The 24,711-nt window shown below is 39.4% G+C and carries 18 protein-coding genes and 1 tRNA gene; 5 read left to right on the top strand and 14 right to left on the bottom strand.

Going from position 1 to position 24,711, the window contains the following annotated elements:
* Positions 1-4: 4 nt before the first annotated feature.
* From WN948_RS04805 to WN948_RS04825, 5 genes are all read right to left on the bottom strand, one after another.
* Positions 5-1,387 carry a deoxyribodipyrimidine photo-lyase gene (locus tag WN948_RS04805; RefSeq protein ID WP_342305871.1) on the bottom strand — a complete coding sequence of 461 codons (1,383 nt, stop codon included), beginning with the start codon at positions 1,385-1,387 and terminating at the stop codon, positions 5-7.
* The gene (locus WN948_RS04810; protein WP_342305872.1) at positions 1,388-1,972 is read right to left on the bottom strand and encodes a heme-binding protein; all 585 of its coding nucleotides are present in this window, start codon (positions 1,970-1,972) and stop codon (positions 1,388-1,390) included.
* A gap of 76 nt (positions 1,973-2,048) precedes the next feature.
* A complete protein-coding gene (locus WN948_RS04815) occupies positions 2,049-3,191 on the bottom strand; it encodes a glycosyltransferase (RefSeq protein ID WP_342305873.1) in 1,143 nt (380 codons plus the stop codon).
* A gap of 106 nt (positions 3,192-3,297) precedes the next feature.
* Positions 3,298-3,747, bottom strand: coding sequence for a transposase (locus WN948_RS04820; RefSeq protein WP_342306393.1), 450 nt, complete (start codon positions 3,745-3,747; stop codon positions 3,298-3,300).
* The gene (locus WN948_RS04825) at positions 3,744-4,112 is read right to left on the bottom strand and encodes a transposase (RefSeq protein WP_342305874.1); all 369 of its coding nucleotides are present in this window, start codon (positions 4,110-4,112) and stop codon (positions 3,744-3,746) included. Before WN948_RS04825 ends, WN948_RS04820 begins: the two co-directional genes overlap by 4 nt.
* A 489-nt stretch (positions 4,113-4,601) precedes the next feature.
* Here WN948_RS04825 and WN948_RS04830 point away from each other — a divergent pair, with 489 nt between their 5' ends.
* On the top strand, positions 4,602-5,735 hold the full coding sequence (locus WN948_RS04830; protein WP_342305875.1) for a glycosyltransferase family protein: 1,134 nt from the start codon (positions 4,602-4,604) through the stop codon (positions 5,733-5,735).
* A gap of 517 nt (positions 5,736-6,252) precedes the next feature.
* On the opposite strand, the gene WN948_RS04835 is transcribed toward WN948_RS04830, so the two are convergent.
* Positions 6,253-7,002, bottom strand: a complete 750-nt coding sequence (locus WN948_RS04835) for an SIMPL domain-containing protein (RefSeq protein ID WP_342305876.1) — start codon at positions 7,000-7,002, stop codon at positions 6,253-6,255.
* Positions 7,003-7,271: 269 nt separating this feature from the next.
* A complete protein-coding gene (locus WN948_RS04840; RefSeq protein WP_342305877.1) occupies positions 7,272-7,493 on the bottom strand; it encodes a hypothetical protein in 222 nt (73 codons plus the stop codon).
* A gap of 337 nt (positions 7,494-7,830) precedes the next feature.
* Here WN948_RS04840 and WN948_RS04845 point away from each other — a divergent pair, with 337 nt between their 5' ends.
* Together WN948_RS04845 and WN948_RS04850 are read left to right on the top strand one after the other, a co-directional pair.
* On the top strand, positions 7,831-11,124 hold the full coding sequence (locus tag WN948_RS04845) for a NosD domain-containing protein (RefSeq protein WP_342305878.1): 3,294 nt from the start codon (positions 7,831-7,833) through the stop codon (positions 11,122-11,124).
* Between the two features lie 331 nt (positions 11,125-11,455).
* The gene (locus WN948_RS04850) at positions 11,456-13,168 is read left to right on the top strand and encodes an ATP-binding protein (protein ID WP_342305879.1); all 1,713 of its coding nucleotides are present in this window, start codon (positions 11,456-11,458) and stop codon (positions 13,166-13,168) included.
* 276 nt (positions 13,169-13,444) lie between these two features.
* Here WN948_RS04850 and WN948_RS04855 read toward each other — a convergent pair whose 3' ends face one another.
* Entirely contained in the window at positions 13,445-17,206 is a 3,762-nt protein-coding gene (locus tag WN948_RS04855) for a lectin like domain-containing protein (protein ID WP_342305880.1), read from the bottom strand.
* A gap of 1,141 nt (positions 17,207-18,347) precedes the next feature.
* Here WN948_RS04855 and WN948_RS04860 point away from each other — a divergent pair.
* Positions 18,348-18,599, top strand: a complete 252-nt coding sequence (locus WN948_RS04860) for a hypothetical protein (protein WP_342305881.1) — start codon at positions 18,348-18,350, stop codon at positions 18,597-18,599.
* A gap of 24 nt (positions 18,600-18,623) precedes the next feature.
* Here the strand turns inward: WN948_RS04860 and WN948_RS04865 are convergent.
* Positions 18,624-19,306, bottom strand: a protein-coding gene (locus tag WN948_RS04865; RefSeq protein ID WP_342303728.1) for an IS1 family transposase whose coding sequence is annotated in 2 segments (ribosomal slippage) — positions 18,624-18,977 and positions 18,980-19,306 — 681 coding nt in all. Because the reading frame shifts where the segments join, the coding sequence is not laid out codon by codon here.
* A gap of 58 nt (positions 19,307-19,364) precedes the next feature.
* On the opposite strand from WN948_RS04865, the gene WN948_RS04870 reads away from it, so the two are divergent.
* The gene (locus WN948_RS04870; protein WP_342305882.1) at positions 19,365-19,634 is read left to right on the top strand and encodes a hypothetical protein; all 270 of its coding nucleotides are present in this window, start codon (positions 19,365-19,367) and stop codon (positions 19,632-19,634) included.
* 944 nt (positions 19,635-20,578) lie between these two features.
* On the opposite strand, the gene WN948_RS04875 is transcribed toward WN948_RS04870, so the two are convergent.
* From WN948_RS04875 to WN948_RS04895, 5 genes are all read right to left on the bottom strand, one after another.
* Positions 20,579-20,650: transfer RNA gene (locus tag WN948_RS04875), tRNA-Gly, on the bottom strand.
* A gap of 152 nt (positions 20,651-20,802) precedes the next feature.
* Positions 20,803-22,785 (bottom strand): excinuclease ABC subunit UvrB, encoded by a 1,983-nt coding sequence (uvrB, locus tag WN948_RS04880; protein ID WP_342305883.1) that lies wholly within the window; start codon positions 22,783-22,785, stop codon positions 20,803-20,805.
* A 115-nt stretch (positions 22,786-22,900) separates the two neighbouring features.
* Positions 22,901-23,221 (bottom strand): DUF131 domain-containing protein, encoded by a 321-nt coding sequence (locus WN948_RS04885; RefSeq protein WP_342305884.1) that lies wholly within the window; start codon positions 23,219-23,221, stop codon positions 22,901-22,903.
* Positions 23,221-23,457 (bottom strand): DUF131 domain-containing protein, encoded by a 237-nt coding sequence (locus WN948_RS04890; RefSeq protein ID WP_342305885.1) that lies wholly within the window; start codon positions 23,455-23,457, stop codon positions 23,221-23,223. Before WN948_RS04890 ends, WN948_RS04885 begins: the two co-directional genes overlap by 1 nt.
* A gap of 47 nt (positions 23,458-23,504) precedes the next feature.
* A complete protein-coding gene (locus WN948_RS04895; RefSeq protein ID WP_342305886.1) occupies positions 23,505-24,479 on the bottom strand; it encodes a hypothetical protein in 975 nt (324 codons plus the stop codon).
* Between the last annotated feature and the right edge of the window lie 232 nt (positions 24,480-24,711).

Here is a 24,711-nt window from a genome sequence, read left to right on the forward strand (position 1 = left end):
TTCATCAACTTACTGACTTGAAAATTGAAAGTGCACGATTACGTTCCTGAGCATGGTTCACAATTGCTTGTGGATAAGCAACTCCGAGAAGCGGTTGTCCTTTATCAAGAGAATTGATGACCTTTGGCTCTACCTCTACTAGTTCAGGAACCCACTGTTTGATGTAAATGCATTTTGCATCAAACCTTTTCTGCTGAGTCCAGGGATTGAAAATACGGAAGTACGGTTGTGAGTCAGCTCCCGTGGATGCAGCCCACTGCCAGTTACCATTATTCACACAAGGATCATAATCTACAAGTTTACTTGCAAAATAGCGTTCACCCCATTTCCAGTCGATATGCAGGTCTTTTACAAGGAAAGAAGCAACTATCATCCTTACACGATTATGCATATATCCGGTTGTGTTCAGTTCCCGCATGCCAGCATCGATAATCGGGAAGCCAGTTTGACCTTTGCACCACGCATCAAAAAGTCCCTTATCGCCAGACCATGAAAGGGCATCGAACTTTTGCTTAAAAGCCTTCTGGAAAACATAAGGAAACTCGATGGCAATATGAATGAAAAAATCACGCCAGTGAAGTTCATTTATGAGGGTGTGCCCTTGACCCAGTTCATCCACTGCATAATGATAGAATTCCCTTATTGAGACCGTGCCAAGTTTATTGTGGGCTGACAATCCAGTTGTTCCATGCATAGATGGGAAATCACGTTCATTATCATAATTTCTGAAATCCCGGAGTTCCTGCAAAACAGATAAAGCATAGCTTCTACCACCTTTGGTAAACAGGAACTCATTTTTGTTCAGGAAAGAGAATTCGGAAAGCTCAATTTCCCCATGATCAATATCTTTAGAATAGAATCTGCCCCCCTCTTGTATAACCGGCAGAGGAACTTCTGTTTTTGAAGCTTTCCTGAAGAACTGGGAGAACACACGATAAGGTTTCCCTTCGTTAGTAAGCACAGTACCCGGCTCATGGAGGAGAACATCATGAAAACTTATTGCATCGATACCTGCATCATTACATACCTGATTAATTAGATCATCCCTCTTCCTACTGAAAGGAGTATAATCCCGGTTGAAAAATACAGCATCAACACCATTGCTTTGTTTAAGGTCTGTAATGACATTTTCAGGAAGCCCGGAAAAGATGAACAGCCTGCCACCCTTTGATTCCAGTTGTGCTTTAAGGTCTTCCAAACTTTCCAGCAGGAACTGGAAAGAATTGTAATTAAAATACTCCCTATTCTCGTCCGCAAGCCTCGGGTCGAATACAAAACAAGGAATTACCTCATCGGAGAATTCCAGTGCCTTGTTCAAAGCAGTGTTATCATCCACGCGAAGATCACGCCTGAAGATGAAAAGCGAACGTTTGTATTTTTCGACCAATCATTCCACCTCAATAGCGACTTCATTTCGCATGAGAAAAGGAGGAATCCATGGAGGATTGTAGCGCATCAGGAAAAAGTCCCCTTTAGTAACCAGACCATGCTCATCGAGTTGTGATCTCAGAAGAGCCCTGTTCTTTTCAACTGCATCATCATTCGCATATCCCGAGAATTTTATTGCTGCCACTTTCCGGGAAGGAATTGTATGGATGGAAATGTCACTTCTTTCTGAATCCGGAACATTGCTCATATTGTAACCAGCCGGTAAGACAAAGGACATGTTGACAGAGGATAGTTCCCTGGTGGATATCACAGGTGCGGTCATCCTTATCTTCAAGTTTTCTTTATTAGTACCCGAAATATAACCCGCAAGCCTGGAAAAAGCCTTTCCAGAATCATCTGCTACTGTTGATATCACAGTTATTTCTCTGTACTGCCTTAATTCCACGCCTTCATCCAGTTCATCAAGCGTTTCATATTCAATTTGTTCCGACACCATAGATTCATACACCCCACCTAGAAACCACATTGTAGTCATGACAGTGACCACCACCATTATAGCAAAAATGGCCGTCATTTTATCCATAATAATAGATTACCCCGAAGTTTAAAAGTCTTTTATGGCCCATAATCATGAGGAATTGTACAGATTACTGGAACTATTAATGAGAATGTGAGCTTTCATACTTTTCCAGCCTTTTTCGTATATAAGCAGGACCATCCATAAGTTGTGCCTGCTTTTTCAATTCAGATGTATTTGATCTGAACTTTTCATCATTTATGAGAGAATGAATTGCGCCCATTAGTTCCTCAGGAGATACAGAATATGAAAAACTCAGCCCATACCCATTCTTTTCTAAAAGACGGGCATTGTTCTCCTGCTCATTATGTGACTGATCCGGGAAGGAAATGACCGGTAATCCAAAGCTAAGAGATTCTGTGAGTGTCCCATGTCCCCCCGTACATATAATTAGATCACTTGATCTGTAGTAAGGAAACGGATCCGCTACAAACCTGCAAATATCTACATTTCCAGGTACGTTGTCAAGCACATCATAATCAAGATCCGGGCCTCCGATCAAAGTGTAATTGATATTCAGATCCATTGCTGCAGCTTTAACTATGGTTTTGAATATCTGGAGCCGATATCCGAATCCCCCGATACTGCAAAGTACATGAGGTCTTTTTACATTGTCCTTTGGAACCACTTCATCGAATCTTTTTCTTAATACAGGTCCGCTGAACTCTACTTTTTTCTCAACCCCCAGAGGAAACGCAAGGTTAGAACCGCATATTGTAAATGGAGGAGAAAAATCAGGAACAAAGATGATGTCTATATGATTATAGATCCATGTGTAGAAAGCCCTTACAGCAGACCCTGCCAATCCTATGACCAGCCCCTTACCCTTGAAAAATTCCTGCATACTGGACTGGTTCACTATCATACACCTGCGTATTCCTTTGAATTTTGCCGCGATGATACCCAGATAGTAGCCATCTGATATCACAAAATCCGGGTTGGTTTTTTTTAGCAGGTTCCGGACCATTCTTATCTTTCCGGGAGAGATGCCTTTTACTGTTGACATTATGGAGTTTTTCAGGTCAAGAGAACCATCCTTTCCTGTAAGCTGGAGTTCCTGCGGAATCTCTGTTGCTCTGTGCCCTGACCTTTCTATCAGTTCTTTGGAATAACCATAGGCACCAATGTGTACACTATGCCCTGCGACCAACAGCTCGTTTGCCAGCGAGATACATCTACCCGTGTGTCCCAGACCTTCTCCACATACGAAAATAAGGAATCTCATACAATCTCCGTGAGTTTACTTCCATACAATCTAACAACATGCAAGAATATAGACATATTGATAACTTTATGCCAGTAATATTAAGGGTTTTGTCATAGAGCCCATTTCAAAACGTCCCTTCTACCTTTTTCCAGCATAACATAAAACATGCAATTTCTATTAGCCCCTTGAAAACCACGTTAAGTCTTTCATATCTACTTGCTATTTTTCTGAAACCCATCTTCAACCATGCAAAGAATCGTTCTATTGTTCCTCTTTTATGGTATGATTCATACTCGAACCTTGTAGGTCTTCCTCTTTTGCTCTTTTTCTTATTCCTGATATTGACAGGAATGTTACTTTTGATTGCTCTTGATCTCAAATATTTTCTGATTACAACAGTATCATAAGCCGAATCTGCAAGCACTTCCGATGGTCTAGTTCTTGGTCTTCCATCAGTTTTGACCCTGACACTTTCCATAACCTCTATGAAATACTGACTATCATGCTCCTTTCCAGAAGCGATCTGTATTGTCAAAGGAAAGCCTTCGCAACTTACACAAACATGGATTATTATGCCGTTCCTTTTTTTGTGACCGTTGTATGCGGAATCTTCTCCCCTTTTTTAGTTTCAATAAAACTGCTATCAACACATACAACATCCATGGTGAACTTACCTTTTTGGTAAGCAGAATCCCGAAGGGATTCCATTATCATAGTCCATATCCCTTCTTCGGACCACCTTTTTAGTCGTCTCCAGGCAGTTGCTTGGGAACCATAACTATCTGGCATATCTCCCCATCTGCAACCGGTTATCAGAACAAAGAGAATACCATTGATGACCTTACGGTCATCAGCTCTCTTTCTTCCGGTTATTGGTTGCGGAGGTAAATGCGGTCTAATAAACTTCCATTGTTCATCAGAGAGTTCTCTGAATTCCATTTATATCCCCATAATAACATTAATAATAATAGTATTTATAGTTTTGATATGGGTTCATATAGAAAATAAAGGCATCTATAGATATCAGTGGTTAAATATTTATTTCAGACTTGAAAAATATACACGGTGACAAGGAAGTGAAATAAATCAACATCATGGATGTGATAAGTTGTTTCGGAAACTGGACAATACGATACAAAAAATAATTTCGTCCGACAAGCAGCAGACTTCGGTGAAATAGTTGGTGTAAAGCGAATCTACACGTGCACAATATTTCTTTAATTCCAGACCTTCGTTCCTGTGATACAGGATATCGAAGCAACCCCAGGCGTCTAGAATTGGGCGCATTATCAACTGTTGAGATTGAATCCAGTGAGAATAATTTATCCACGATGTTGATGGATACAACCTTTATAATAATATTTTTAAAAAATAAGGACCTATGAACACCAGTCAATTTTTATGAGATGGATATTTTTTGGTGCTACGATGAAAGTGATGATATTTGTCTGCGGAGAGGGATTGGGCCATACAAGCAGATGCATTTCAATAGGAAAAGAACTGACATCTGTCGGGCATGAGGTTTATTTTGGTGCTTATGGATATTCCAGAAAGCTTATTGACCGTAACGGGTTCATCACGCATGAAATCCCACCGGAGATCACACTTGTCGGCAAGGCAGGTTCCCTGAATATAAATAAGTCTATTCTTGCAACTTTTAAGAAATGGGAGTACAGCCCTTCAAAGTGGGGTTTGATCGAACTTCGAAGAATTCTCAAAAAGGAAAGACCGGATGTTGTTATATCAGACAGCTATTTCATGGGAATACTGAGCGCAAGATTGCGCAGCATACCCTGTTACATAATAGTAAACCAGTCGAACATGGAAGAGTTCTTTAAGGCGAAAGGAGTGTCAAGCAAGATTCTGGCCGAGATCGTTAAACAATTCTGCACAGGCATTTTCAAACTGGCAGATGGAGTGATCATTCCGGATTATCCGCTCCCACATACAATATGTCGGAAGAACCTGAAATTCAAGGAAAAGATGTGGAAGAAGGTTTTCTTTAGCGGTCCACTCGTCGGCAAGAGCTTTGAAGAAACTACCGCCAAAAAGCTGAACCGGCCTCATGTGCTCTGCACCATCGGAGGTTTTGGTCACAGAGAAGCTATTTTCCGAAAAGTTATAGAAGCCGCCGGTATGGATAACAGTATCAATTACACCCTGCTTTCCGGACCAAGCTTTGATCCTTCAGACGTCGGCACCATCCCTGAGAATGTGCAGGTCCTCAAGTTTATAGATGACCAGTTCCCATACCTGAAGACTTCCGATGTGATTATCGCCCCTGGCGGGCACAGCACCATGATGGAAGCCGTGAGCTTTGCTGTCCCCATGATCACCATTCCTGACCAAAACCACAGCGAACAACGAAACAACACTTTAGTTATCGAGGAAGATAACCTCGGAAGAAAGCTGGACTATTCCACATCTCCTGAAGATATACTTGAGAACATCAGATTGCTTATTGATGATGAAAAGTACAGGAATAAGCTAAATGAGATGCGTGAGATAGCGGTGGAGTTGAATGGGCCGAGGGTTGTTAGGATGATGGTTGAGAGTAAATAATACATACTTTAAGTTAAGAAAAAGCTGATACAAAAACAAATTTCTGTGTTAAATAATGTAACAATTATTTTTGTAATCATTACGTGTATAAGTATTTGTTGAGATGAGCTTGCAGTTTATGGAAACAAGCAAGCATAAAGAAAAAAAGACCACCAGTTTCAACTGGTGGTCAGGGGTTGTGTATGGATAGTGGGTGGTTAGTTAATTGACGCATACACATGAGAAGTTGCAGACAACGTACTCGTCATCATACTGGCCATCTGCAACTTCTGGTCGTTTTTAAACTTTAATTGTAACTATTCAGCCTGATAAAAACGCTATCAATAACAATCTTGACAAAAAGTTGAAACGTAAATTTCATTAGGATCATTTATTTTGATTGTTGCTATTGATTGCTTTTTTGATTGTTAGATTGTTAGTGAGCAGACATCTCTATTTCGATGAAATCAGTACCAATAGGCAAATCGTGCCAGGCTGAATAGTTACCTTTAATTTTCAATTGTTTTGTCCGATGAGTTTATCCAATGTAGTATGTGACCTGTACTGACATTGAAACTGTGGACTCTCCTGGCTCGATTGGAGTAGCAGGTGCTTCTTCATCCATTTCCATTGCTGTATCAGCCATTGCATAATAAACCCTGGAGTTGCCGCCTTCGTTTATGGATGAGGTCTTCACGCCGGTAATCTTAACTCCCAGACTGCTGGCAAGAGTGTTGGCCTTTGAGGATGCATCAGTTACGGCTTCGTCCATGAGGTCTTCACGAAGTTCTTTTTGCTGGTCGTCAGATACTGAGAAGGAGATACTTCCTATCTGATTAGCTCCGGCAGCTGCTGACCTGTCAATGACATCACCCAGGATATCAAGGTTTGTGGTTGTGACCTCTACACTGTTGGAGGCTGAGTAGCCTGTGATAGTTCGCTCTTTATCGTAGTTGTAGATCGGATACACGGAAACATAAGAGGTCTGTATCTCGCTGTCCTCAAGACCGAGGGCTTTGAGTTCTTCTATGACAGTGCTCATGATGGCTGCATTCTCACTGGTCGCTGCCTTTGAGGTTTCTGACTGGACCACGGCACCTATGCTTAAACTTGCGGTATCAGGCACGACCTTCTGTTCAGAGTAGCCGCTCATGGAAATTATGTTCATTGTGTCTGTTTCAGACCCATCCTGTGATATGGCGTATATCGTTAACGACATAACCACCAGTACTACTGATAATGCAATGATAGCAAAATATGATCTATCGTTTTTATTTTCAAGTGACATTGTTACGTTCTCCTTGTTAGATGTTTTCTTAACCGGCAATTCTGACCGGTTATCGCATAATGTACAATATTACCCACACATATTAAAGAATTGTCTAAACTTCGAATGGATTTGTAGTTATGGATGTCACAGGACCCTGAAATCAAGTAATACACAAATTAATGGAAACAGAAAGTCATTGAACGCTAAAAAGAGTCACTATCAATAAAGATGAAAGCTATGATAATTTTGAAAAATGGATTACAGGAAGAGGATACTACTTTATTGTTTCATTCGCCCATACTACGAACCTGTTTGTTTTTATTTATCAATACCAATCCCTCGATAATTATGAATGTGCACATGAGTAGTACAAGTAAATAAACATCAAAATCAAACAAAAAAGCTGCAACAAAGTCCACAGTTAACCCAAGTGTCCCAAGAAAAAGTAATGTCAATCCACTGAAATGTATATAATCGGATTCTTTTTCGTTGCTATATGTCATATCCATTTGATGTCCAATCAACTATAAATATATTATTCTAATACATAATATACTGCCTGATTTCAGAGTATGAAGACATATGACTTTTTTTGCTGCAAACAGCCACCTGAGCAGTGATATTTTCCTCATTGCACACAATCATGTAATTCCTATCAGTTGATGGGCATTGATGTGGGAAATGAAGGAACGACCTCACAAATCACAAGACAAAATTAGCAATTCTTGAAAATTGCACCCATAATAAAAGAAAAAATCAACATAACAGGATAATCCATATATAATATTCACACCGATATGCATTTCAGTCAAAATATATTAGTGCTTACTGTTTGTGGTGTTCATTATGAAAAAGTTCAAGTTACCCATTTTAAAGTATCAGATCATAGCAATGATCTTGCTATTATCATTTTCATGCATAACAACAGTTTCAGCAGCAGAGATTACGGTAGGGTCTGCTGGTGAAGACTATTTGAATATAAGTGCTGCACTTGCAAATGCAACTGATGGTGATATCATTACTGTAAGCGACGGTACTTACAATGAGAACATAGTTGTCGACCATGAAGTGACTATACGTTCTCAGAGCGGTGCAGCAAACACGATCGTAAATTCATCATCAGATAGCGATGCAGTCAACATTACAGCTAGTAATGTGACCATCAATGGATTTACTGTAACAGGTGCATCTGTCTCTTCTCTGGTTGGCATTTATTTGGACTCAAATTCTAACTGTACTATTTCAAATAATATAGTGACTGGAAATTATTATGGTATTGTTCTTGATTCGTCAAACAACAACAATTTGACAGGCAACAATGCAATCGACAACCATAATTATGGCATTTCTGTTTCACACTCAAGTGGCAACAAACTAACAGGCAATAATGCCAGTGGCGATTATTATGGTATCCAATTTTATTACGCAGATAGCAATGAACTGATAGGTAATAATGCCAGTTGTAATGATATTCACGGTATTGCTCTTTCTAGTTCAAACAACAATGAACTGACAGGCAATACTGCAGTGGATAACCCTTCTTATGGAATTTACCTTACTTCTTCAAGCAGCAATAACCTGACAAGCAATTATGCAAGTGACAATGATTGCGGTATTCGCTTTTCTTCATCAAACAACAACAATCTAACAAACAATAATGCCAGTAACAATGATTTCGGTATTCGTTTTTTTTCCTCAAGTAGCAACAATATGACAGGGAATGTAATGTCAGCAAATACCTATAATTTTAATGTTAATGTATTTAATTCAGATCTAAATGATCTACTTAATGATATTGATGATAGCAATACGGTTGATGATAAGCCTATTTACTACTGGACAAACCGTGCAGATGAAGAAGTGCCTTCTGATGCAGGGCTTGTGTATGTGGTCAACTCTACCAATATTACTGTAAAAAATACTGAAGTGGCAAATCAATACACTGGAATTGCATTTGCATACACCATTAATTCAACAATAGAAAATACCACAACATCAGAATGTGATGACGGAATTTATCTTTATCACTCTAATGTCAATGAGTTGAGAAACAATAATGCCATTGACAATGATTACGGAATTTATCTTGATAACTCAGGCAACAACAATCTAACAAGCAACAATGCCAGTGACAATAAACGTGGTATTTACCTTTATTACTCAGACAACAACAATCTGACAAACAATAATGGCAGTAACAATGAACATGGCATTTACCTTTATCACTCAGACAACAACGAACTGGCAAGCAATAATATTAGCAGCGACAATGATTACGGTATTTACCTTGCTTCGGCAAGCAGCAATGATCTAGTAAGCAATAATGCCAGTAATAACAATGACAACGGAATTTCTCTTTCTTCGTCGAGTAATAACAATCTAATAAACAATAATGCCAATGACAATGATCAAGGCATTAACATTAGATATTCAGACAACAACAATCTGACAGGCAATAATGCCAGTGAAAATAACTACGGTTTATGGCTTTATTCTTCAAACAACAATAATCTTACAAGTAATACAATGTCATCAAATATCTATAATCTCTATGTATCAAGTTCAAATCTGGATGATTACATTCATGATATTGATGATAGCAATACGGTTGATAGTAAACCTGTTTACTACTGGACAAACCGTGCAGATGAAGAAGTACCTTCCTCAGCAGGAATTGTTTATGTGGTCAATTCTGTCAATATTACCGTAAAAGATATTGAAGTGACAAATGAATTCAATGGAATTACGTTTGCATACACCACTGATTCAACAATAGAAAATGTTACAACATCGGAATGTAATTACGGTATTTACCTTTATCGATCAGGCAGAAATAGTCTGACAACTAATAATGTCAGTGACAATAATAGAGGTATTGATCTTTATCGATCAGACTATAATAATCTGACAAGCAATGATGCCAATAATAACAATGATTATGGTATTTACTTTTATTACTCAGACAACAACAATCTAACAAGCAACCATGCCAGTGACAATAATAAAGGTATTTATCTTCGGTTATCAACCAGCAATAATCTGACAAGTAATAATGCAAACGACAACAATGAACAAGATATTTATATGTCTTCTTCTGCTAGTTGCCCAGTAGACAGACTTGCATTAACCTATAGTTCGACACAACTCTCTTTCATCACAGATTCATCATCAACCAGTATAACTGGATCAGAAACAAATGCTAATGCCCTTTCTGGAAAAACAAATATAAATGGTTATGCAAGTATTGACCGATCTGGTAATCTGAATGTTACTTTCTTCTACGATGATTCCGGAATGAGCAGTTCAGGTGAATCTTCTGTAGCTCTGTACAGGTTGGACGGTCCTACATGGGCAGAAGTTCCAAATGCTTCACTCAACACAAGTGGAAATTATTTGTCTGCAACCCTTTCTGAATTTGGTACTTTTGGACTTTTCAAGGACTCTGGCTCGTCTTCAAGTTCCAGCCCAAGTTCAGGTAGATCAGGAACCCGTGCATCAGTCAGCCAGGGTCAGGATCCTGCTATAGTTAAGACAACCGCAGCATCTACCTTGCGTGTCATTAAAGGAACAGAAATAAACTATGACTTCTCTGATAGCGATACTCCTGTTCTTGGTGTAAGTTTTGATGCGAAGAATGATGAAGGTCTTGTTGTTGCCAAAGTTCAGGTACTATCAGATTCACCTGAAGATATACCATCTCCCCCAGGAACTTCCTATCAGTTAATGAGCATTGATATCGGAACTGAAGGCACTATCTCAACAAACAATGCCGACAATGTTCTTATCCATTTCAAAGTAAGCAGGGAATGGATAGAAGAGAATGACATTGATGCATCCACCATACGCATGACAAGATATCATGATCAGCAGTGGCAGAACCTCCCGACCACCCAGGCAAAAGAAGACGATGAATTCATCTACCTCACAGCTGAAACACCCGGATTTTCATTTTTCAACGTCGTGGGCTATAAGGCAGACGAAGTAGTCGCAGAGAAAGAAACAGGATATTTCGTACCTGTAGATGAAGATACTGAGCCAGAAAGCGCAGAAACAAAGGATACTCCCGGATTTACCGGTCTTGCAGGAATTGCAATTGCATCTATTGCTTTCCTTGTTATCAGAAAACTGAGATCAGATTAAGGACAGTTATCTGTCCTTTTATTACTTTTTTGGTTCTGCAGCAAAACCCTGCCATTATAGATTATAATGATGGTATTTTTCAATGATTTGTTTTTTCGAACATTTGTATAAAATTCATACAATATTTATATATACAGCCATACTTCTATAGCCACGCATCTCAAAAAATAAGGAACTACACGAAATATCAAGTTGAATTTGATTTGATTACTCTTATTTCAAGTATTCAGAAAAAACACAGAATTTCACAAGGCCATGTTAAGTATTGATTGATTCAAAAAGAGAGAAATGTTCAGTTATTGACCTAATTTATCTGATAGAAAGGTGTTGTATGAATATTGAAATGCTAATTGCTCTCATAAATAATGCAGCCTTGCTACTTTCCCTAGGTGTCATGTATGATGTTCTTTTTTTCGATATGCACATGAACACGCGCTTAAGAAGTACGGTTGCAGGGATTATCATTGGCCTTATAGGCATTGCTTTGATGCTAAATCCATGGGAACTTTCTCCTGGAATAATCTTCGATACACGTTCTATTCTGCTAAGTATAGTCGGCCTTTTCTTTGGATTTACTCCGGCTGTCATTGGAGCAATAATTGTTGGTTCCTACCGCCTCTATGAAGGCGGTGCTGGCGCAGTGGCTGGCATTGCAGTAACAATGAGTTCTGTGATATTAGGACTACTATGGAGACAGTTTCATGAAAGCTTCAAAAAACTCTTCAGTATGTTTGAGTTGTACATTTTTGGTATTGTGATCCACATTGTCATGCTTATGTACATGTTGCTGCTTCCCTGGCAAGTTGGCATGGAAGTTCTAAATCACATCAGTTTTCCTGTAATGTTGATATATCCCATAGGAACTGTGTTGCTGGGAACTCTTCTTAATAATCAATTATTCCGTAAAAGGACTCAGGATGCTCTGAAAGAAAATGAGGCAAAGCTTCAAAACTTTATAGATAATGTTCCTGTTGGAATGTTCCGTACCAGTTCTGAAGGAAAAAATATTCAGATAAATCCGGAAATGTCCAGAATTGTAGGCCTGAGCAAAACTGAGCAAATCGCCAGGCACTTCCAGGATATAGGAGAACAACTGTACATTGAACCTGCTTGTAGCAAAGAAGTAGTAAATATCCTTAAAGAACAGGGGTATGTTGAGAATTTTGAATGTGAAGCTTTACGTCCAGATGGCAAGGAACTGTGCCTGTTAATTAACGCAATAGCGAGCGGTGAACTGGAAGAGGGAGCTTTCATGATAGATGGTTTTGCCCTTGATATCACAGAGCGCAAAAAAGCAGAAGAACATATGTTGCTTGCAAAGATTACCGCTGAGGATGCAAATCGCTTTAAGAGCGAGCTTTTGTCTAATATGAACCATGAACTGAGGACACCCCTGAATTCCATAATGGGCTTTTCAGCCATTATGTTAGATGGCACTTCTGGTGAAATTACCGGGGAACAAAAAAAATATCTTCAAATCATAAATAAGAACGGTCATTCGCTCCTAAGTCTTGTTGACAATGTATTGGATCTGTCTAAAATCGAGTCCGGGTCGCTGGAGTTCAAGCCTGAAATACTTGATATCATGGAAACCATTGAACAAATCAAGAGAAAGGTATATTTCTTGTCTTCAAGGAAAAACATATCCATTAATATCAGTGGGGACTCCCATATTCCACAAATCTGTGCTGATGCCAATAAATTCAAAGAAATCATTTACAAATTGGTGGAGAATTCCCTTAAATTCACACAAGAAGGCGGCATGGTGACAATCAAGGTCACACAGAAAAACGGTAACATTGAAGTTTCCGTCATTGATAACGGAATTGGTATTGCAGACTATGACATAGAAAAGATATTCGAACCCTTTGTACAGGTTGACGGGTCAAGTACACGCAGGTATGGCGGTGCAGGACTTGGACTTACTCTTGTTAAAGAATATGTCCAAATGCATAATGGGACTATCAGGATCGAGAGCGAACCTGGAAAAGGCAGCAACTTCAGAGTTATGCTTCCAATAAATCGTGACGTTTGTGATGATTGATGCCACTTGTTTTTATATTGCTATGAAATTGACTCTATAGAAAGCCTATTTTCTATGTTATTCTAACATAATAATTTAAAAAGGACAAATCCTCGATCTTTTGACGAAAATCTAGCATACAATCATTCCAAATATATTACCTGATATTAGAAGAAATGTGCCAATTGTATTCAGAATATGCCGATTTTCAGAGGTTTTCTACGAGCCAACTCACAGACCTTCAAATGATAGCTGTAGAAACCCTCTAAAAAAAGGAAATCAAAGTTTTCCTTTTGATCACTTCTTCCAGTAAATCAAACCTAAGACTGTGACAAGACCAAAGAAAGGTAAAATCAACGCTTTTTCCCCTTGCCCATTCTTATCAGTATCCTGAACATTTTCGTCTGTTACTGAGAATACATCATAATCATCTCTCGAAGGGATTTCTGTACCTGGGCTTCCAACATTTATATTTGTACCAATTATATCTGCACATATAACAAAAGGTGAGAAGCTGGTTGTTATAGATTCAAAATAGATATTCTCGTCGTCCTCACCAATTACCGTAGTGGGTAATTTGTCCCAGACACTGCCAGAATAGTGCTCCATACGAATACTTGTCTTGTCTATATTATTAGATAAGACCCATTCTTTTGAGACAGTAAATCCTATTACTGCGCCTTCCATGCAGTCTGAAGATGATAATCTCTCATCCCCCAGAACTATGTCCATACTTTGGTAGCGTTTTACAGTAGGAGATGCAGGCATTTCCTCTGAAGGCTCATCCAACAAATTGACAGTGGCCATAACATATCCTTCATTGGTTTCTGCCTCAAACCTTATGTCAGTTACAGGGGTCTTCTTGTCAGTAAAAGCATACTGTACTTCACCGCCTCTGCCTACGTATCGAATACTTGAGTCCATTGCAGCTACTTTTGAGGAAGGGACTGAACTGGCACCAATGCGAACATGTACGCCATCATTATCACTGCGAGCAGTACTCTCAACAAGTTCTGGTTGTTGTCCGTTGCTGGTCAGTGGAAGAAGGTCAGTGTTGTTACCGTCATCCGTTATTTCATACGGCTGGCAGAAACCATTTCCAACAGAGTATTGTGTCTGGCTCCAGCCTGTACTGTCCGGTTGTGCCCAGAAGTTGCCTCCAAGGTAAGTCCCATTGATGATATTGATGCCGGAAGTCATTGCAGTGTTCCATTCATTGGCGGCTCCACCGGAAACACGGACATTGCTGTAACTATTGTTGAAATAGTTGTTATAGAACAAATTGTCACTGGATCCTGTGAGCGAGAGCCCATACATTATATTAGCACTTATGTTGCAATCATACATTGTGTTGTTGTGGGAAGAAGAAAGGTAGACACCATATGCATTAACCAGAGATGTACAATTTGTGAGAGTGATATTGCTGCTGTTGTAAAGGTAAAAACCATAATGATTACGTGTAATATCCACATCCTGTACAGTTATATTTGAGCAATTGATGAGATGTACAAGCCCGGCATTTGAAGCAGAATCGATAGTCATATCAGAACTGTTCACGAGATAGTAAATGGCCTTGCCATTAATTGTATTGCCCGTAGTCACAGTGTTGGGTTCTGAATCAAAGACGCAATCAAAGATATTGTTGACCAGGGAGTTGTCTGCAAAATAGTTGCTGTTGGATCGTTGTACTACTAATCCATATCCATTGTCATCCATGGTACAATTCGATATACTGTTGTTCTGTGAAGAAGACAGATAGATACCAATGAAATTATCCGCAGCATAACAATTAGTTATGTTACATCCACTTGATCCAGAAATATATATTCCCCGCGAACCGCCGGAAACATTTATGCCGGTAATCGCAATATCATCCGCTATTATAACGATTGTACTGTCATCGGAATCTGGGGAAACAACACTAACATCTACAGGGTTGCCAGTGGATGAAACAAGGCTAATATTGTCATCTGCAAAATAAAGGTTCTCACTATAAATTCCCGGTTCCACCATTATAGTATCGCCATCCGATGCAGCATTAATAGCTTCACGAATGCTTGTGAAATCAGCGGATCCACTGCTGTTCACAATAATGGTTGAATTAAGTACATGAATGAAAGAACTTTTTAGTGAAACATTACTGCCAACGAAGTTCGTTGCATTGAGTGAAACATTATAGACCCCAGAATTTGCATATGTGTGCACTGGATTCTGCAACGTAGAGCTATTGTTGTCTCCAAAGTCCCATTCCCATACAGTCGGAGAAAAGAGACTTGCATCGTGGAAGTCTACGGACTCATTAATATGGACAATCTTGGTACCTGCAACAAATGCTGCTTTAGGTACTTTTTCCTCTTTTGTGAAAGCCTTGATACATACATTCTTGTCGGATTCGGATATATCTTCCCATTCCGTTCCATTTTGACTCATATAACTTTGCCCTGCTTCAGCATGAGCATTGCTGCTGTATCCAGATATTGTTTTTTCGATAGCAATCGGATAATTGTAATTCGGCGTTGTAAATTCGACTACTACTGAGAAATTCTGCCCTTGAAGAAGTGAAACATTTGTATCAAGGTCAACTGTGTGATAACCAGCTATTGGAATGCTTCCATTCTGCACAGAAACAGGGCCTGAACTATTGACAGGACCGGTTTCGGGGTCACGGTAGACCGAGATGTTATAGAATGAGTTTGAGTCAACGGTATAGAAACTTACGGCTTCAAGTGATTCATTTGTTGTTGCAGTGAAGACATTTGCCCCGTATGCTGTAGTATTGTTGTAACCTGTGCATGCAGTCCATCCAAGTGGATCGTGCTGATATATATGGTCGTAATTACTGACATTTTCTGCCGTAAACATGAAATTACGCCCATAAGGCTTAGTATTTAATCCATAAAATCCTATATCGAGTCCAGTTGCGTTGTCATAATACGATGTATAGAAATAGCCATCTTCACCCCAATTGGTACCCCAGGAATTCTTGATGATAAAAGCCCCGTTTCCCGGAGCAGTTTGAGTAAAATTATGCCTGTCGAAATCATCATCCCAGCCCACTAAAGTTACAGCGTGATTTGTACCCCTGATTTCATCGTAGTAATAATAAGTATTGTTCTCTGAATTGAAACATGAGCCATCATACCACATGGATACTGAGATAGCACCATAATTAGTGATCATCCATTTGAAGAGATCATTTGATTCATTTACTCCTGGCAGTATCATTACTTCCTGAACATGTTTTGCCACTGTTGTATTGGAGGGAGATATACCTGAAAGATCGTTGTAAGGATCATCGGACTCAACCACCGGACCATCCCATCTGGTGAAATAGGCAGTTGTGATCAGATTGTTTCCGCCATCACCATGAGCACGGTCAAAACCATCCTGATTTGAAGATACAAGAATATTCTTGGCATTGTTCTCTGAAATATCCCAGGTATCAGACTGATTGTGCAGTAAAAATGATTCCAGAGAACCGATACTTGCATGAGCCCAGCAACTCCCGGCATAACCCTGATCCCTTACTGCTGTGACCCCATTGTTATCACGTAAGTCATAACGAGATGGATATACCTCTAAACCAGTCGGCATGATGCTGGAGGGACTAAAACCAGATCCTTCACTTGCCAACAGCTCATCCATATTCACAGGAGATAGATGAGAAAGGTCCACAGGTGATGGCATCAGCCCAGTGGGATGTGCGAACTCATTAGGGAAACCATCTTCCTCAAAAAGATTAATGCTGCTCAAAAGGTTCAGATGTGAGTTCTCCCCTGAACTATCCGGTAATATAACACTTGAAGGAGCAAATGTGTTAGTGCTGCCATTTGTATCCACACTAGCAGGAACATCGTTTTGACTCTGCTTCAGTTCTTCCTGATATTGAACGAATGCAGGATTAAGAGGTGCTACGGATATTTGTGACCCAACATTAGACCCGGTGGAATTAAATCCAACATCCACATCAAATTCTGCCGCATTAGCGGGAATTGAAGCTAAGATCAGCACAAGCCCACATATAAGAAACAACTTATTCAATAGCATTAATTTTTTCATCTTGCATCCTCTGGCCCTAAATATAAAATTAAGTAATATATTGTTAATGATATTAATGTTGCGTTTACGTACAAAAAGAAAAGAGGATTTCATTCCAGGCATAACCCGGATGAACTCAATACCCAGAAAGAACAGGACACTGATTTAGAAATAACAATTGAGGAATAAAATATATCTAAACACTAGCAATATAACAAATTCTTCTTTCATTATCCAGGGAAACACCTTGTTTACTTCCCATGATCTCACCATGTGGATGCTGCAAAATCTCTTTGCTTCCTTCCTGCAAGGTGCCTTTATGAGTTTAGGTGCTGCTCTGTTCTATCATGCATCTGAAGAATTGATTTATGAATATGTGATTCCCTGATAGGTGAGAAGGTTAAAAAGATGCTTGAATTCTGATAATTGTTCTTCAATCTCGACATATCACACCAAAACCTAAATTTAAAATGCTGTTTGACACAGAATTATAATTGATGGTATAGTTCTTTTTATATGCAATTTTGTATTATCTGGTACAATAACAAAATATTAATATGTCATGTGTAATTATAAATAGGTATATTTAATAATTTAAAGATGCTACATATAACTCTTAATAAGTAGTAGCCAATGTTTTATGGAGTATCTGCTCAAAGTACTGCTATTATCGTTAAATTATTGGATGCACTATGGATATTCACTAAGTTCAAACCATGCTGGTTAATTTGTGTATCAATTATTGCGATTCTTACAAGGGGATAATTTCAAAATAAAGGAATAAATATATGGATTTTACTACTATTTATGATGCCACAGTCTTTGTAAGTTCAATTTTTTCTGGGCTTGCTGCTGCAATTGCTGTTTATTTATTTATCGTAACTATTCAGCCTGGCACGATTTGCCTATTGGTACTGATTTCATCGAAATAGAGATGTCTGCTCACTAACAATCTAACAATCAAAAAAGCAATCAATAGCAACAATCAAAATAAATGATCCGAATGAAATTTACGTTTCAACTTTTTGTCAAGATTGTTATTGATAGCGTTTTTATCAGGCTGAATAGTTACAAAAAAAAATCAATTACATCAATTTTTCATTTACTGCTTAATTATTCCTTCCAAATCACTTTAACAGAACTAACAACTAAGGTTGAAATGTTGAACGGTTTAGATGCTGATGATTCAAATCAAAGATATGAAGTTATTAAACTCTTTAATGAAATATCAGGGGAAATGAAGGGAAATGAAATCTTAGTTGAAAAATGTGGTGGGATTTATAATAAAATCACTAGGTATGCTGAAAATCCTAAAGGTCTAACTGAAGCAATAAAAAGTAATATAGTTAATGAACTACGTGAAAAGTTAAGAACTATAAATGTTCAATCATATGATGGACTGATAAAGAGGTAAATATGAGTAAAATTATTGGCATTGTTAATTAAACATAGCTAGTTCTTTATTCCTATATTTCATCAAGAGCAAAACGGAGATTTTTAGCATTTCAAGACTTTTAGTATAACACTTTGACTTTCTCCTTAGTCTTGCCAGGAAATGCCTAAATATGCTGTTGTATCCTTCAACAGTATATGTTTCTGCTTTTGATCGAGTATGGATGTTTCTGGGGACTAACTTGGCATATGCCCTCCAATAATCCGTCATTACTTCCCCAACCTCTTTTGTCTTTAACTTTTTCCAGAGTTTTTGTCCTGTTTTTGTTCCTCTGCTGCCAAAAGAGCAATCGATGAATTTCTTCCCATATCTATCAACAGCAATCCATATCCAGCAGTAGTTTTTTTATTCCCAATATAAGTATGCATCTCGTCCAATTCCACAACAGAAATCTCATTTTCACTTTTTAGATCCTCTAATTCACTACCAAATTTTCGAATCCATTTTTGAACAGAAACATGACTAACGCCCAAAAAACGTCCAATTGAACGAAATCCCAACCCCTCCAGATAGAGTTGTAAAGCCTGTCGCTTAACAGATACGGGGCTAGCGGTGGATTTTATATCTACTGAATAGTTGTATCCACAATCATGGCATTTGTAGCGTTGTCGACCATCAATCCTACCGTTCTTCTTATGACTGGAACTCTTACACTTTGGACAATTCATATATAAAAAGAGGCCATCATATTATATAACGATGTTTAATTACCAAAGCCAAATTATTATGGCTGTAAAATCAATGATTTCTCATGCAGATAAAATTTCTGGGATAAATCTAGATGCAAGCGGTAGTGAATATTTTTTCAAGTATGATAATAAATCGGTATGGGGTATTAGAAAAAGTAGTGAAGATTATTATTTATATCTGTACCCAAAAAACAAGGATACTGATGAATTACTAAGTGTTACAGTTTGGGAAAATGTAACTATTCAGCCTGATAAAAACACTATCAATAGCAATCTTGACAAAAAGTTGAGACCTACATATTATTAGGATCATTAATTTTGATTGTTGCCATTGATTGCTTTTTTGATTCTTAGGTTGTTAGTGAGCAAACATCTCCGTTTTGATTAAATCAGTATCAATAGGCTAATTGTGGTAGGCTGAATAGTTACGGGAAAATTACCCCATGGTAGTTTACAGTACAAATGAGCTGAAAACAATAGAGGCGTTCGAATTGTTTGGTACTTTACATTCAATCGTTAAAGAAAAATTATTTAATGTAGATAGTTTGTTAGACGATATAATAAATTTTGATTAATAATTAATCCATGTGTCTGAATCGTACAATTGAAATCACTATTCAACTAAGATTCCAAATATTTAAATTTATTTGGATTTGAGAGTTAGTGAAATCCATTGGTAGCTGATGGGACTTAATGCTGGAACGGGGTTGTTCCAACCTCTCCTCCTTCCCATCATAGGCGTTTAGGCTCAACGATTTTTCGCTCGTAGCCTTCTTCTTTATGTAATATTAAGTATTCTTGGTGAATCCTATTTTCTTTTAATAGGAATATGGTATGCTCATTATTTTTCACCTTATATTCCCTGAATCCTGCCTTTAAATGTGTGTACTTAGGCTTGTTAAAATCAATTGCTTAACCTGGGAACATATTTTAGATATTCTTCCCTGATAAGTTCCATATCGAATTATATATAATTATTAGCCCATTTTTCTTTTTCAGGGAATCACCACGAAACCGTTTAATGTATATTTCGTCCATACTTGCTCTTTGCATTTGTGTGGTAAAAAACCACGCAAGCAATGAGAAGTAAGACGAGTGTGCAAAGGTCCGTGATGATCATGCAGACCAAGAGGTTTAGCATAGTGTTGAATGACTTTGATAATGCAATCCTTGCTCAACCGGTAACCTGTGTTATTGAAAACTATAAAGTGCAAACTTTTACATGAGAAAAATCAAACAAAAAAAGTTGAATGCGCCGACCGGGATTCGAACCCGGGTTTAAGGCTTGGAAGGCCTCAGTCATAGCCACTAAACCACCAGCGCAGTTTGGACAACCAATACAGTATTTTTTTAGATATAACGTTTTCGCCTGATAATGAATATATCGAGGAATCGTATTTAAACCCTATGAGATTCCCTGTCAGATAACGGAAGATTGCGGGATTTTCTGTTGTGTGAGCTGTGCGGCAGGTGGGTTATAGAGAATAACTTTCACGTAACTCTCTTATTCTGTCGCGGAGTTCTGCGGCTCTCTCGAATTCAAGGTTCTTGGCGGCGAGATGCATATCAGCTTCAATATCGATGATGACATCCGAGATCTCTCTTTTGGACATGTCTTCGGCAATTGCCATGACACCTGATTCTGCGTGGTATTTTTCACCCTCGACGAGTTCCTTTTGCAGGGACTTCTGGATGGTGGTGGGAGTGATATTGTGCTCTTCATTGTATTTTGTCTGGAGTTCGCGACGTCTTTCAGTCTCCTTCATGGCACGCTCCATAGAACCTGTTATCCTGTCTGCGTATAGGATGACACGGCCTTCCGAATTTCTGGAAGCACGGCCGATGGTCTGTATAAGCGAGCGCTCCGAGCGCAGGAAGCCTTCCTTATCAGCATCCAGTATGGCAACAAAAGCAACTTCGGGGAGGTCAAGTCCCTCTCGCAGGAGGTTGATACCAATAAGCGCATCGAACTCCCCTTTTCTCAGATCCCTGATGATCTCTGCACGTTCAAGAGTTTCAATATCAGAGTGCATGTAACGCACCTTGATACCCAGCTCAAGCAGGTATTCCGTAAGATCCTCTGACATCCTTTTAGTCAAAGTTGTCACAAGAGTCCTGAAACCTTCAGCAGTCACCTTACGTATCTCACCGATAAGATCATCCACCTGAGTCTCCACCGGCCTGATGGTAACTTCAGGGTCCACAAGACCCGTAGGGCGAATGATCTGCTCCACAACAGCCTTGCTTTTCTCAACTTCATAATCCGCAGGAGTTGCGGAAACATAGATAACATCATTGAGCCGCCTCTCAAACTCATCATAACGCAGGGGACGGTTATCAAGAGCAGAAGGCAGGCGGAAACCATACTCTACCAAAGATTGTTTCCTTGCCCTGTCACCATTATGCATCCCTCGTATCTGAGGTATCGAAACGTGCGACTCGTCTATTACTACAAGATAGTCGTCAGGAAAGAAATTCAAAAGAGAAGATGGAGGCTCGCCGGGACGGCGGCCGTCAAAATGCCGGGAATAATTCTCGATACCGCTGCAATAACCAAGCTCCCGAATCATTTCCAGATCGAACTTGGTCTTCTGCTCAAGTCTCTGGGCTTCAAGGAGCTTGTTCTCAGACATCAAAACAGCCAGCCTGTCCTTAAGTTCTGCCTCGATGGTCAGAAGCGCATTTTCAATATACTCCTCAGCCATCACAAAATGCTTTGCAGGATAGATACCAATACTCTCACCAGGAAGCACTTCCTCAAGCACTTTTCCCGTAACAGGGTCAAAATAAGCAACCTTTTCCATCTCATCACCAAACAGCTCGATCCTGATACCATTCTTTTCCTGTGCCGGGAAAATCTCAATAGTATCACCCCTTAAACGGAAAGTACCCGGAGTGAAAGCAATATCATTTCGCTCATACTGTATGTTGATAAGAGACTCAAGAAAAGCAGGCCTGTCTATCTCAGCACCCGGAGTAAGCATCACAGACATAGCCCTCCACTCATCAGGCGAACCAAGGTTGTAGATAGAGGAAACACTGGAAACGACTATGACATCCTTACGCTCCAGCAAAGATTTAGTCGCAGACAGCCGCAGGCGGTCAATTTCCTCGTTGACTGAGGAATCCTTCTCAATATATGTATCCGTTGTAGGCATGTAAGCCTCTGGCTGGTAATAATCATAATAACTGACAAAATATTCCACTGCATTGTCAGGGAAAAATTCACGGAACTCTGAGAACAGCTGTGCTGCAAGAGTTTTGTTATGAGCCATCACAAGAGTAGGTTTCTGTACATTCTGGATGACATTAGCAACTGTAAACGTTTTTCCTGAACCGGTCACACCAAGCAAGGTCTGGTGCTTCTTGCCTGACAGCAGACCCTCGGTCAGCTGAGCTATTGCTTTTGGCTGGTCACCCTTTGGACTGTACTCTGAGACTAGTTTGAAAGGACGCATTAATATCTGTATTGAACCGAATGCCTATAAACATATTCACAGCTTAGATGCACGCTGATTCCCGGCTTGTTAACGACAAATAACAGCTTAACAGAATCACAAGCTCACCACAGCATCACATGAATATCAGAAAGTACAGCACCATGAGAACAATTGCTAATACGACCATAGTCGAAGTATTTTTGCTGTCCGAACCAAAGATAATAGGAATAGGACCAAGCATGATAATTCCACCACCCCGTACATCACTTTTGTTTGGAATTGACTCCTGACCTATGCTAGGGGACGAAGTCCGTGAATTATGATTATCTGGAATAGAAGTGTATTCATCGCCTCTTTTTGAGTTTTCACCCCCATAAAAGCTTGCTACAACCACCAGGAAAAAGCCGGAGATTAACATCAACATACCAATGAACACAAGATAGGAACCTATCATCAGAGTCGCCTCCGCATTAGAACATAGACAACAGCAAGAAGAACACCTGCCCAGAGCATTGATGAAGTAATCTCAGGAGAGGAGCCAAATGCTATCGGAATAGGACCTATGAGAATAACGCCACCAAATTCACCTGCTCCACTAAAAGCTGAAACTAGCAGACCTACAAAAACAAGAACAAATCCCAGAATAATAAGAGTAAAACCTATATTGAAAAGATTCTGAGATGAACGCATATGAACAGATATAGCTATAGGTCTATTAAGTATCTGCCAATGTCGAATTAATATTGAATCCCATGATACACAGGTGCGCCTGGCACTTCTTCCATCTTGTAAGTGGATTCAGGTTCGTCAGCTATGTAACGATATTCACGCTGCGTCCTGTTGCCTCTGCGTTCAAGAAGAGTCTTGCGGAACATGCGAGACAGATATGTGGACACCGTGCTTTGCTTTATTGTGCCGTAGATCTTTTCATAATGCTGCTGGACATCCTGCGAAGAGAACCATACACGAGGATATTCATAACGAAGGAAAAGCTCAAGACGCTCACTGATAGTCAGAGACATATCATTTAACCTGTCCTGAAGCATCGGAGTTCTGCGACGAGTTGGAGCCGAACGTCCTTCTGCCTGCACAGGTTGATTAAGATTAGAAACAGCCGGAGGAACCTGTTGATTAGAATTATAAGGTTGGTGAACCGTAGATGACAAAGGTTGTACCGGCTGCCCATACTGCTGCATTCCTACAGGAGCTAGGGTAGGTTGTAAGTATACTGGTTGTTGATTATTTTGATTTACAGGATATTGCGGATAAGCCTGCTGGAAATTCTGTTGCATCGCAGGAATCTGAGATTGTTGCAATTGCTGTTGATATTGTAGCGGCACAGTTACCTGTTGCATTGGTTGCTGGAACTGCTGTTGCTGAACAAACTGCTGCGGAACTGCCTTTTGAACAGGTTGTTGCTGAACCTGTTGTTGTTGAGCTGGTCCCTGGGACAGTTGTACTGAAGCAGCCTGCTGGCTTGATTGTTGTAAATTAGGCACCTGTTGCTGAACAAATTGCGGTTGGTATGCATGCTGCTCAGCTACTGGAACTTCAGAATTAGATGAATAGGATGAAGGTTCGGTATTAGTGTCAGTCTCGTCTACGACCGTGTCAAGGAATGCAAGAAGACGCTTTTTCCAGAGCCTTCCTGTAAAATTGACATTTGCGCTTTCAATTCCATCGTCATCGATGATCTCAAGCCGAACTTTCATCCTTTTTGCCTCTTTGCAGATCCATCCATCCCCTCAGATATGATGGATTCACAAACCATTTATCCCCTCAGACAATGGTGTTGCTCTTTTTAATCTTGATCCGTTGTTTTGTGAACACATCAGGAACACACTGTTACTGTGTTACTCACAATTACTAACATGTTTTTAATAATATATAAATATTTGCTCTAATAATCGTATGCAAATGTTTTGAGTCGAATCAAAGCGATAA

The organism is Methanolobus sp. ZRKC5 (genome assembly GCF_038446525.1).
Lineage (GTDB): Archaea > Halobacteriota > Methanosarcinia > Methanosarcinales > Methanosarcinaceae > Methanolobus.